At 70.5% G+C, this 12,049-nt stretch carries 10 protein-coding genes; 7 read left to right on the forward strand and 3 right to left on the reverse strand.

Features of this window, described 5'->3' with window-relative positions:
- The first annotated feature begins 2 nt into the window (after positions 1-2).
- The 7 genes from ACZ7EG_RS29835 (at position 3) to ACZ7EG_RS29865 (ending at position 6,817) form a co-directional block, all read left to right on the forward strand.
- Entirely contained in the window at positions 3-416 is a 414-nt protein-coding gene (locus ACZ7EG_RS29835) for a roadblock/LC7 domain-containing protein (protein ID WP_030851929.1), read from the forward strand.
- A 110-nt stretch (positions 417-526) separates the two neighbouring features.
- Positions 527-922 carry a DUF742 domain-containing protein gene (locus tag ACZ7EG_RS29840; RefSeq protein WP_030851927.1) on the forward strand — a complete coding sequence of 132 codons (396 nt, stop codon included), beginning with the start codon at positions 527-529 and terminating at the stop codon, positions 920-922.
- Positions 903-1,478 carry a GTP-binding protein gene (locus tag ACZ7EG_RS29845; RefSeq protein ID WP_104781463.1) on the forward strand — a complete coding sequence of 192 codons (576 nt, stop codon included), beginning with the start codon at positions 903-905 and terminating at the stop codon, positions 1,476-1,478. The genes ACZ7EG_RS29840 and ACZ7EG_RS29845 overlap by 20 nt, the downstream gene beginning before the upstream one ends.
- A gap of 374 nt (positions 1,479-1,852) precedes the next feature.
- Complete coding sequence (locus ACZ7EG_RS29850; protein ID WP_471085457.1) at positions 1,853-5,158, forward strand: nitrate- and nitrite sensing domain-containing protein; 3,306 nt, start codon at positions 1,853-1,855, stop codon at positions 5,156-5,158.
- A gap of 10 nt (positions 5,159-5,168) precedes the next feature.
- A complete protein-coding gene (locus ACZ7EG_RS29855; protein ID WP_003993185.1) occupies positions 5,169-5,582 on the forward strand; it encodes a roadblock/LC7 domain-containing protein in 414 nt (137 codons plus the stop codon).
- Positions 5,583-5,676: 94 nt separating this feature from the next.
- A complete protein-coding gene (locus ACZ7EG_RS29860; protein WP_029181511.1) occupies positions 5,677-6,255 on the forward strand; it encodes a DUF742 domain-containing protein in 579 nt (192 codons plus the stop codon).
- Positions 6,236-6,817: a GTP-binding protein gene (locus ACZ7EG_RS29865; RefSeq protein WP_014675207.1), complete on the forward strand. Its 582-nt coding sequence runs from the start codon at positions 6,236-6,238 to the stop codon at positions 6,815-6,817. Before ACZ7EG_RS29860 ends, ACZ7EG_RS29865 begins: the two co-directional genes overlap by 20 nt.
- A gap of 201 nt (positions 6,818-7,018) precedes the next feature.
- Here ACZ7EG_RS29865 and ACZ7EG_RS29870 read toward each other — a convergent pair whose 3' ends face one another.
- The 3 genes from ACZ7EG_RS29870 to ACZ7EG_RS29880 form a co-directional block, all read right to left on the reverse strand.
- Positions 7,019-7,213, reverse strand: coding sequence for an acyl-CoA carboxylase subunit epsilon (locus ACZ7EG_RS29870; RefSeq protein WP_031110501.1), 195 nt, complete (start codon positions 7,211-7,213; stop codon positions 7,019-7,021).
- A 35-nt stretch (positions 7,214-7,248) separates the two neighbouring features.
- A complete protein-coding gene (locus tag ACZ7EG_RS29875) occupies positions 7,249-8,832 on the reverse strand; it encodes an acyl-CoA carboxylase subunit beta (RefSeq protein ID WP_471085462.1) in 1,584 nt (527 codons plus the stop codon).
- A gap of 154 nt (positions 8,833-8,986) precedes the next feature.
- Entirely contained in the window at positions 8,987-11,356 is a 2,370-nt protein-coding gene (locus ACZ7EG_RS29880; RefSeq protein WP_471085465.1) for a polysaccharide lyase 8 family protein, read from the reverse strand.
- Between the last annotated feature and the right edge of the window lie 693 nt (positions 11,357-12,049).

Here is a 12,049-nt window from a genome sequence, read left to right on the forward strand (position 1 = left end):
CGATGAGCCAGGCGGCACAGAATCTCAACTGGTTGATCACCAACTTCGTGGACAACACCCCCGGGGTGTCCCACACCGTCGTCGTGTCCGCCGACGGTCTCCTCCTGGCGATGTCGGAGGGCTTTCCGCGCGACCGCGCCGACCAGCTCGCGGCCGTCGCCTCGGGGCTGACGTCCCTGACGGCAGGCGCCTCCCGGATCTTCGAGGGCGGCGAGGTGGCGCAGACGGTCGTGGAGATGGAGCGGGGATTCCTCTTCCTCATGTCCGTCTCGGACGGCTCGTCCCTCGCGGTACTCGCCCACCCCGAGTGCGACATCGGCCTCGTCGGCTACGAGATGGCGCTCCTGGTCGACCGGGCAGGCGCGGTCCTCACCCCCGACCTCAGGGCTGAGCTCCAAGGCAGTCTGCTCCACTGATCGGCCCCGGCACCACCCGTCTCACCACATCACCGTCCGGCCGCCACACACCCCACACAGGCCCCGTCAGACGGCTTGCTGACCGACTTGCTGTCCCGCCCGGAGGACCCATGACCCCGCCCACCGCCTCTCATGATCCGTACGCGGAGCCGTACGAGGACGAGGGCGACCAGCCGCTGGTACGGCCGTACGCCATGACCGGCGGCCGGACCCGGCCGCGCTACCAACTGGCGATCGAGGCACTGATCAGTACGACCGCGGACCCCGCCGCGCTCATGGGACTGCTCCCGGAGCACCAGCGGATCTGCCACCTGTGCCGTGAGGTCAAGTCGGTGGCCGAGGTGTCGGCGCTGCTCAACATGCCGCTGGGCGTGGCCCGGATCCTGGTCGCGGACCTCGCCGAGGCCGGTCTCGTCGCGATCCACCAGCCGGGCGGCGACGACGCCACCGGCGCGCCGGACGTGACACTGCTCGAAAGGGTGCTCAGTGGACTTCGCAAGCTCTGACGCGGGGCGGTCCACCACCTCCGCGAAGATAGTGGTGGCGGGCGGCTTCGGCGTGGGCAAGACCACGTTCGTGGGTGCCGTCTCGGAGATCAACCCGCTGCGCACCGAGGCCGTCATGACGTCCGCTTCGGCCGGCATCGACGACCTCACCCACACCGGGGACAAGACCACCACCACGGTGGCCATGGACTTCGGCCGTATCACCCTGGACCAGGACCTGATCCTGTACCTGTTCGGTACGCCGGGCCAGGACCGCTTCTGGTTCATGTGGGACGACCTGGTGCGCGGCGCCATCGGCGCGGTGGTACTCGTGGACACCCGGCGCCTGGCCGACTGCTTCCCGGCCGTCGACTACTTCGAGAACAGCGGCCTGCCCTTCGTCGTCGCGCTGAACGGCTTCGACGGACAGCAGCCCTACCAGCCCGAAGAGGTGCGCGAAGCGCTGCAGATCGGACCCGACACCCCGATCATCACGACGGACGCCCGGCACCGGGCCGATGCGAAGAGTGCCCTGATCACGCTGGTCGAGCACGCTCTGATGGCACGGCTGAGGTAGCACAATTCAGAAGTGCCATACGGCAGTTGTCGTAGATACACCGGAGCCGACTGTGTCCTTTGACACGGTCGGCCAAGGTGTTCATAACGTTTCGGCAGAGGAATCGGGTGGTACGGCCACGCGTCGCGCACATCCGGTCTCGCTGCGCGCACAATCGCCCCGCCTTTTGGCGGGGCTCGCTCTTTATGACCGTTTTATCTGGGGCTTACATCACGCCGATTCCCCGCCTCGGACTGTTTGGAAGAGCGCAGGTCGTCGTGCTGGAATGCCTGAACTGCCCAATAGTCAATGACGCCCTCGTCCGTCGCTGGCGTCTTGGGCTCTGAACACTGCGGCACAACGTTGGTGCCGACCGCCGAGAGGTTGTTGGTCGAGTGAGGCGAAGCAAGAACAGTCCCGAGCCGTCGGCCCGGGGCAACTTCACCCCGCCGCCGCGCACAGCGGCGCCCGCCCCCGTGCCCGGTTCGGAACCGACGGCCGCGCCCGCCGAGAGCGGCGGCCGTCTCTCCCCGCGCAACTGGCGTGTGGCGACCAGGCTGAACGCGATCCTGCTCATACCCGTGGTGGTCGGCCTCGTCATGGGCGGCTTCCAGGTGAAGAGCTCGATCGACACCTGGCAGGAGGCCGAGGACGCGGAGAACACCGCGCGCCTGGTCCGCGCCTCGCTGCTCTACGCCAACGCCCTCTACAACGAACGCGACATCACCGCCGCCCCGCTGCTGCAGGGCAAGGGCCAGGACGACAAGACCGTCGTCGACGCCCGCAAGCTCACCGACCGGGCCGCCGACGAGTTCGACGCCGCGGCGCAGAACATGCCGGCGAAACCCGGTCTGGAGCGCCGGCTGGAGCTGTTCCGCAAGGCGGAGCCGCGGCTGGCTACCCTGCGCCAGGTCGCCTACACCTCCAAGCTCAAGGGCGTACAGACCGAAGAGGGCTACGTCGAGGTCGCCCACCCGCTGACGGAGTTCGCCAACGAGCTCGGCCTCGGCACCGGCAACATCACCAGCTACGGCCGGACCGTGTACGCCATCGAGCTGACCAAGGCGGCCCTGTCGCTGCAGCGGTCCATCGGCATGCACATCCTGGTCAAGCCGGGCCCCGACGACGGCAACCTGTCCAGCCAGCGCATCGCCCTGTCCTCGTACGCCTACCTCGAGCGCATCGCCGTGCAGGAGTACATCGGCGGTGGCACCCAGCAGGACGCGGACAAGCTCAAGGCCGCCGAGGCCAAGATCAAGGCCGACGGTGCGGCAATGGCCCGTGAGGCCAAGGCCAAGAACCCCGACTACGTCCCGCCGCCGGCCAGCCCGACGACGATGATCTCGGCCGTGGCGACGCTGCCGAGCACGGACCCGAGCGCCCGTGCCGCGCTCGCCCAGAAGGGCATCACCGCCGAGAACTGGTGGGCGGTCAACACGCTCAAGTTCAACGCGTACGAAAAGATCGAGCAGGACATGGCCGACAAGGCCGTGAGCGAAGCGTCCGACATCGCCGACGACGCCCAGCGCGACGCCTACATCACCGGTGCCGCCGTCGTGGTCGCCCTGCTCCTGGCCTTCATCCTGGCCGGTGCGGTCGCCCGCCAGATGAGCCGCTCGATGCGCCAGCTGCGCAACGCCGCCTTCGGCATCGCCGAGCAGCGCCTGCCGATGCTGGTCGACCAGCTCTCCCGCACCGACCCGGGCCGCGTCGACACCCGGGTCCAGGCCATCCCGATCACCACCACGGACGAGATCGGCGAGGTCGCCCGCGCCTTCGACCAGGTCCACCGCGAGGCCGTCCGGCTCGCCGCCGAGCAGGCCCTGCTGCGGGGCAACATCAACGCGATCTTCACCAACCTGTCGCGCCGCAACCAGTCGCTGATCGAGGGCCAGCTGACCCTGATCACCGACCTGGAGAACAACGAGGCCGACCCGGACCAGCTGGAGAACCTCTTCCGCCTGGACCACCTCGCGACCCGTATGCGCCGCAACGGCGAGAACCTCCTGGTCCTCGCCGGCGAGGAGCCCGGACGCCGCTGGGACCAGCCGGTGCCGCTGGTCGACGTGCTGCGCGCCGCCTCCTCCGAGGTGGAGCAGTACGAGCGCATCGAACTCTCCGGCGTCCCGGAGGCAGAGATCCACGGCCGCGCCGTGACCGACCTCGTGCACCTGCTCGCCGAGCTGCTGGAGAACGCCACGACGTTCTCCTCCCCGCAGACCAAGGTCCGCGTGACCGCCACCCGTCTCCCCGACGGCCGCGTCATGATCGAGATCCACGACAAGGGCATCGGCCTCACCGCCGAGGACTTCGCGGACATCAACCACAAGCTGGCCAACCCGCCGACCGTGGACGCCGCGATCTCGCAGCGCATGGGCCTGTTCGTGGTCGGCCGGCTGTCCGACCGGCACGGCATCCGTGTCCAGCTGCGCCCCTCGGGCGAGCAGGCCGGCACCACCTCGCTGGTCATGCTGCCGGACGCGATCACCCACGGTGGTGGTGGCGAGCAGCACGTGGACCGCGACGAGTTCACCGTCTCGCAGATCATCCCGGAGCAGAACTTCGGCGGTGGCGGCGAGAACTTCAACCAGCAGCCGATGCGCACGGCCGCGGAGCTCGGCTTCGACGACAGCCGCTACTCCGACGTCCCCGACGACATACGGGAGCTGGACCCCGTGGGCCGCTCCCTGATGCGCGAGGAGCGCCGGGCGGCCCTGGAGGCCCAGTCGCACGAGCAGCCCGCGCTGCCCGCGCAGAGCGGCCAGGAGCCCTCCCAGGCGACCGGCTACCGTGACGAGTACAACGGGCAGCAGGGCTACGACGCCGGGCAGGCCTACGACACCGGCCAGAGCGGCTACCCGGAGCAGCAGCCGTCCGCGTACGACCGTCAGGCGCCGTACGAGCAGCAGCAGCCGTCGTACGACGAGCAGCGGCACACGGCGTACGAGGAGCCGCAGCGCTCTGCTTACGACGAGCAGTACTACGCGCCGAACGGCGGTGCGCCGCAGAACGACACCTTCTCGCCGAACGGCGGCTACCCGGAGCCCTCCTATGCGGAGCCGGCCCAGGAGGAGCCCTCGGGGCAGGGTGCGGGCGGCGCGGGCGGTTTCGCCGCGTTCGAGCAGCGGCGTCACCAGGACGACTGGCCGCAGCAGGACGGTTACCAGAACGGCTACCCGAGCCAGTACCCTTCTCAGGCCCCGGAAACGGAATCTGCGCAGGCCGCTGACGCAAGTGAGCAGGACCGCGTAGGCTTCGACCGTCCGGGATCGAGCCCCTCAGCCGCTCACACGATGACCGACGCCGGGCTTCCCCGCCGTGGACCCACCGCGAGCGGTGCGAACGGTTCGGGTGGCGCACGGCATGTGAGCCAGGAGCCGCCAGCCTCCACTCCGGAGAGCAACGGCGACAACTGGCGCTCGGCCAACGACGAGCGGTGGCAGCAGGCCTCGCAGCTCCGGAAGCCCAAGGCGGGCGGGGTCACCTCCTCCGGCCTGCCGAGGCGGGTACCCAAGGCGAACCTGATCGAGGGTGCCGCCGAAAGCACCCCCCAGGGAGGCCCACAGGTCTCCCGCGCCCCGGAGGACGTCCGGGGCAGGCTGAGCAACCTGCGTCGGGGCGTCCAGCGCGGACGCAGCGCAGGCAGTGAAACGAACGGCCAGGGCTTCGGTCCTGACAGCACCTACAACCAGGAGCGTTAGTGTGAGCCCGATGAGCCAGGCGGCACAGAACCTGAACTGGTTGATCACCAACTTCGTGGACAACACCCCGGGGGTGTCCCACACGGTGGTGGTCTCCGCCGACGGACTCCTTCTGGCGATGTCCGAAGGCTTTCCCCGCGACCGCGCCGACCAGCTCGCGGCCGTCGCCTCAGGTCTGACCTCGCTGACGGCGGGCGCTTCCCGGATCTTCGAGGGAGGCGCCGTGAACCAGACCGTTGTGGAGATGGAGCGAGGATTCCTCTTCATCATGTCCGTATCCGACGGTTCGTCGCTCGCCGTGCTCGCTCATCCGGAGGCGGACATCGGCCTCATCGGGTACGAGATGGCGCTGCTGGTCGACCGAGCCGGTACGGTCCTGACACCGGACCTTCGTGCAGAGCTCCAGGGGAGCCTGCTCAACTAGTAGACGGACGGTGCGTTTTGGCGTCCCGTGGCCGTAAGGTTTCGGGACGCGGCTCCACAGCGATGGGTGCCAGGCACAGTCGGAGGAGGAGAAAGTGGCAACACCCCCAGGCGGTTCGTCTTCGGGCAACTGGTCGTACGGCCCTGCCCAGGGCCAGGGCGACGGTGGTCAGAACCCGAACCGTTACAACTTCCCCTCCGCACCGAGCCACCGGCAGCCGTACGCGCCGCAGGGCCCCGGCCCGTCGCCGTACGATCAGCCGCCGGCCCCGCGTATCCAGCCCGTGCAGCCGCAGCGCCGCACCCCCGAGCCGGCGCCCGCCGGGGCGTCGAACAACCCCCTGGTGCGTCCGTACGCCATGACCGGCGGCCGGACCCGCCCTCGCTACCAGCTCGCCATCGAGGCGCTGGTGCACACCACTGCGCAGCCGCACCAGATGCAGGGCCAGTTGCCCGAGCATCAGCGGATCTGCAACCTCTGCCGGGAAATCAAGTCGGTCGCCGAGATCTCGGCGCTCCTCACGATCCCTCTCGGCGTGGCCAGGATCCTCGTCGCCGACTTGGCGGAGGCGGGACTGGTCGCCATCCATCAGCCCGGCGGCGACGAGAACGCCGGCGGCCAGCCAGACGTGACACTGCTCGAAAGGGTGCTCAGTGGACTTCGCAAGCTCTAGCGGAGGGCCTTCCCGCTCCACCACGTCCGCGAAGATCGTGGTGGCTGGCGGCTTCGGCGTGGGCAAGACCACGTTCGTGGGTGCCGTCTCGGAGATCAACCCGCTGCGCACCGAGGCCGTCATGACGTCCGCTTCGGCCGGCATCGACGACCTCACCCACACCGGGGACAAGACCACCACCACGGTGGCCATGGACTTCGGCCGTATCACCCTGGACCAGGACCTGATCCTGTACCTGTTCGGTACGCCGGGCCAGGACCGCTTCTGGTTCATGTGGGACGACCTGGTGCGCGGCGCCATCGGCGCGATCGTGCTGGTCGACACGAGGAGGCTCGCCGACTGCTTCCCCGCCGTCGACTACTTCGAGAACAGCGGCCTGCCCTTCGTCATCGCGCTGAACGGCTTCGACGGACAGCAGCCGTACACGCCGGACGAGGTCCGGGAAGCCCTCCAGATCGGTCCGGACACGCCGATCATCACGACGGACGCGCGGCACCGGGCCGACGCGAAGAGTGCTCTGATCACGCTGGTGGAGCACGCGCTGATGGCGCGCCTGCGGTAATACGTTGCTGTGGGACAGCCCCTGGCGGCCTCTGGGCTGCCGGGGGCTGTCGCATGCCGGGCAGCCCTTGGCGGCCTCTGGGCTGCCGGGGGCTGTCGCATTGCCGGGCGCAGGTGGTCTGTGGCTCGTCGCGCAGTTCCCCGCGCCCCCAAACGAAGAAGGCCCCTCCATGAGGGGCCTTCTTTCGGGTTCCGCGGTCGGTCAGCGCCAGCTGTGCGGGGCCCGGAAACCGGGCTCGCGCTCCAGGCGGCGCCAGCCGGCCTTGATGCGGCCGCGGTGGGCCGGGGTCGGGTCAGCGGGGCGGGCGGCGGCGCGGGCCAGGAGGATGGCCGTGATGGCGGCGACTTCCTCGGGCTCGGCGTGGCCCTTCTCGACGCGGATGTCAGGCGATTCCATGAGTGTCAGTCTCCGTGAGGAAGATGTCCGCCGGGTTACTGCGGCGGGTTGCCGTGCTTGCGGGACGGCAGGTCCGCGTGCTTGGTCTGGAGCATGGCGAGGGACTTGATGAGCACCTCGCGGGTCTCGGCGGGGTCGATGACGTCGTCGACCAGGCCGCGTTCGGCCGCGTAGTAGGGGTGCATCAGCTCGGACTTGTACTCCTTGACCATGCGGGCCCGCATGGCCTCGGGGTCCTCGGCCTCGGCGATCTGGCGGCGGAAGATGACGTTGGCAGCGCCCTCCGCGCCCATGACGGCGATCTCGTTCGTCGGCCAGGCGTAGGTGAGGTCGGCACCGATGGACTGGCTGTCCATGACGATGTACGCACCTCCGTAGGCCTTCCGCAGGATCAGGGAGATCCTCGGCACGGTCGCGTTGCAGTAGGCGTAGAGGAGCTTCGCGCCGTGGCGGATGATGCCACCGTGCTCCTGGTCCACGCCCGGAAGGAAGCCGGGGACGTCCAGAAGAGTGATGATCGGGATGTTGAACGCGTCGCACATCTGAACGAAGCGGGCCGCCTTCTCGGAGGCCTCGATGTCCAGCACGCCCGCCAGCGACTGGGGCTGGTTCGCCACGATGCCGACGACCTGACCGTCCATCCGGCCCAGCGCGCAGATGATGTTGCGGGCCCAGCGCTCGTGGACCTCGAGGTACTCGCCGTCGTCGACGATCTCCTCGATGACCTTGGCCATGTCGTAGGGCCGGTTGCCGTCCGCCGGGACCAGGTCCAGCAGGACGTCCGAGCGGCGGTCGGCCGCGTCGGAGCACTCGGTGCGGGGCGGGTTCTCGCGGTTGTTCTGCGGGAGCAGGGAGATGAGGTAGCGGACCTCGGCGATGCAGGTCTCTTCGTCGTCGTAGGCGAAGTGGCAGACGCCGGACGTCTCGGCGTGGACGTCGGCGCCGCCCAGGCCGTTCTGCGTGATCTCCTCGCCGGTGACGGCCTTGACGACGTCGGGGCCGGTGATGAACATCTGCGAGGTCTCGCGGACCATGAAGACGAAGTCGGTGAGGGCGGGACTGTAGGCCGCGCCACCGGCGCACGGGCCCAGCATCACCGAGATCTGTGGGATCACGCCCGAGGCCTTGGTGTTGCGCTGGAAGATGCCGCCGTAGCCGGCGAGGGCGGAGACGCCCTCCTGGATACGGGCGCCGGCGCCGTCGTTCAGCGAGACCAGCGGGGCACCGGCCGCGATGGCCATGTCCATGATCTTGTGGATCTTCGTGGCGTGGGCCTCGCCCAGGGCGCCGCCGAAGATGCGGAAGTCGTGCGCGTAGACGAAGACCGTGCGGCCCTCCACCGTGCCCCAGCCGGTGATCACACCGTCGCTGTACGGCTTCTTGGCCTCCAGGCCGAAGCCTGTGGCCCGGTGCCGGCGCAGCTGCTCGACCTCCCGGAAGGACTCCGGGTCCAGGAGGAGTTCGATCCGCTCCCGCGCGGTCAGCTTGCCCTTGGCGTGCTGCGCCGCGGTCGCCTTCTCGCTCGGTCCGGCCACCGCCTGCGCACGGATCTCGTGCAGTTCGGCCACGCGTCCGCGCGCGTCGGTCGGCTCACCCGGCGCCTCATCCAAAACGGTCATGTAGTGACCTTACGAAGTCAACCGAGGAATGCGGGCCGTCGACTCCTCACAGTCTCCGGCGTGTTTTCCTGGTACCCCTGAACAGAACTCGGACGGGGTTGACCCTTTCTGACTGCTCAGCGGGCGTGTCGCTTGTAGGGGTCGCACAAAGCGCTCAGGCGAGAGTCACCTCACAGACATGTGTGGCGCATGCCGCCCCCGGAGTGACGCGCAGGCGCAGCCCTCGGCCGGTGGACAGCACCTCGACCGTCTCGTCCACGCGGACGACCCGCCGGACCGGGCGGTCCCAGGCGACCTCCAGGGGCTCGCCGGTGCGGGGCGGTTCGCTCACGCAGAGGGTAGCGGTGCGGCCCCGGACGACGATCAGCACGCTCGCGGGGGCGGAGGCGGTGAGGGGGCCCGCGGTGCCGGCCCTCCAGAAGTTCGCGGCCGTGCAGCCGAGGGAGGGCACGGTGATGGCCTGACGGCCGGGGTCGTTGGCCAGCACCGACATCCAGTGGCGGTCGGCGGCCCGGCGCGCGATCGCCCTGCGGGACGCCCCGGGCAGGAGGACGTAGGCGTACGTGGCGTCCTCGGGGTCGGTGCCGTGGTCGAGCCAGAGGGTCTGCCAGCGGCGGGTGCGCCGCTCCCGCGTGCCGCCGGTGTTGATGTCGGACCAGGCGCCGGTGCGGTCCTCGCGCAGCGCCTTCGGCTCGCGGCCGAGCAGGATCCAGCCGCCGTGATCCTCCAGGTGGGCCCAGTGCGGACCCTTGACGAAGCGCGGGGTGCCGGACGCGCCGAGGTTGCGGTTGTCGACGATCGTCTCGACCGGGACGCCGTCGGCGCAGGTGATCCCGGCGCCCAGGCAGATCACCGCGTCCGCGACGCAGAACCAGGACTTGCGGGCCTCCAGGGTGGAGCCGAGGCCCTTGAGGTGCTGGCCGAGGGCCGCGTACCTGCCGTCGGTGGTGCCGCCGACCCAGCGCGTGTCCGGGCGGGCCGTGCCCCACTCGCCGCCTTCGCGGTCGGCGAGCCGTTTGGTGGAGACGGTGGTGCCGGGCAGCCGGTACCAGTCGACGGTCGGCCAGAACCAGTCCGTGTACTGGTCGCTCGTGCGGGACCACCAGCTGACCATGCCCGCGCCGGTGTGCCAGCCGCGGGGGTTCTCGCCGTTGCCGCACTCGTAGTGGGCGATGCGGTCGCTGGCCATGGCGATGTTCACGGTGAAGCCCGGGCCGCGGTGGACGGCACGGTCCATGGCGGGGAAGAGGTGGTGCCCGACGGATTCGGGCGCGGCCGGGGCGGGTGAGGCGGCGACGGTGTGCAGCCGGGCCAGGTCGGCGACATCGAACTGGGGCGCCGTCAGGATCGGGCTGACGGTGTCCCGTTCGATCCAGCCCTTGACATGGGCGTGCCAGCGGTCCCGTTCCGCCGGGCTCGCCCCGGCCGCGAGGAGGGCGATGGCGGCGATGATCCGGTGGCCGTGGTAGTGGTCGCCGCGCAGGACCTTTCGGTCGTCGGCGGTGAGGTGACCGCGGCTGATGGCCCGGCCGTTGACGCTGTCCATGACCAGTCCGTCGTGGAGGAGCGGCACGTAGGACCGCTCGACGCTGTCGAGGACGATCTGCCGGTTCGGGTCGGTGACCTCCCATGCGGATCCGGCGAGCAGCGCGAGGAGCCGGCCGAGTCCGTCGAGCATGACCTGTCCGTACGTGCCCGAGTAGGCGACCCAGGTGTGCTGGACGAAGGAGCCGTCGGCGTAGAGGCCGTCGCCCCGGGTGACGTACGGGAAGGCCGGGGAGAGCGCGTCCCGGGCGAGGGCGATCTTGGCGGGGTCGCGGCCGAGGACGCCGCGCAGGGCGACGGAGCGGCACAGGTCGACGCGGTTGGCGCCGGTGGAGGTGCCGCTGTAGTCGCCGAGGGCCGAGTCGGGGACGAAGTGGTCGACGGCGGCGCAGGCGGCGCTGACGCGGGCCTCCCCCAGCTCCTCGTACAGGGCGGCGGTGATGTCGGTGAGCAGGCGGGGGCTGCCGATCTGCCACTCCCACCAGTTGCCCCAGCGGGTGGTGGCGGGGTGGTAGACGGTGGCCGAGAGGTGGTCGAGGCCGCGCAGGATGCCGGCGAGGAGGCCGGGGTCGGCGGTGGAGCCGGTGCCCTGCCGGACGTAGGCCTGGGTCATGGTCCACAGGCGGGCGTAGCCGAGGGTGATGCCGGCCGGCGGGTCGAAGGGGTGGCCGGGCCAGAGCGAGTTCGCCGTCGGGGCCATGCTCGCGTGCAGGTCGCGGGCGAGTGCGCCGGTCTCGGCGAGCCGGGCGGCGTAGGGCTCGGCGGCCGGGTCGTATCCGGTGCCGAGGGAGATGCCGAGCCAGCGGCGGCGGAGGGTGTCGTACGGGTCACCGGACACGTCGACGGTCCGGCGCACGGGCGCCGCGCCCCCGGTCGCCGCGAGGGCCGCGGCCGCGAGCAGCAGGGCGCGGCGGCCGGGCCGCGGCAGGGCGGCGGCCCCGGCCGTGCGGCGGGGGAAGACGCGACGCTGGGGAGCCATGCCCATGCCCTACCACGGGCAGGCGGTCACCTGAACGGTGGATCCGGCCGGAGTGACCGGAACGGCGTAACGGCCGGGCGGGCGGGCGGCTCAGCGGTTGCGGGCAGGGGTGCGCCGGTCCAGGCGGTGGTCGGACCTCTCATCAGCGTCTCCAACGGCGCCTCTCGGGCCCGGTGGCCCCCCAGGTCATCGGTTCCGACCTGTTCGTCACGCACGCGGGCAGGGGCGGCAGCCAGGAGGGCCTGTCCATCGGTTCGACAGGGGGAACAGTCATGCCGGGCCCGGAGGCCGGCGGCCCTCTCGCAGGACCGCGGAAAGCATGACGGGCCGGCGCCGGCCGGTTCGACGGGCGGCCGGGCGGCACCGGGCCCGACGCCGGTCAGCCGCAAAGCTCGACGGACTGAGGCACGAAACCGGCGCGTCAGCCGAGGCGGTTCCGCAGGCGGCGGTAGAGGCCCGGTGCGAGGCCGCGGACGCGGCCCGGGACGGTCAGCCGCAAAGCTCGACGGACTGTGGCACCAAACCGGCGCCCGTCAGCCGAAGCGGTTCCGCAGGCGGCGGTAGAGGCCCGGTGCGAGGCCGCGGACGCGGCCCGGAACGGTCAGCCGCAAAGCTCGACGGACTGTGGCACCAAACCGGCGCCCGTCAGCCGAAGCGGTTCCGCAGGCGGCGGTAGAGGCCCGGTGCGAGGCC

Source organism: Streptomyces sp. NPDC037100 (assembly GCF_055606225.1).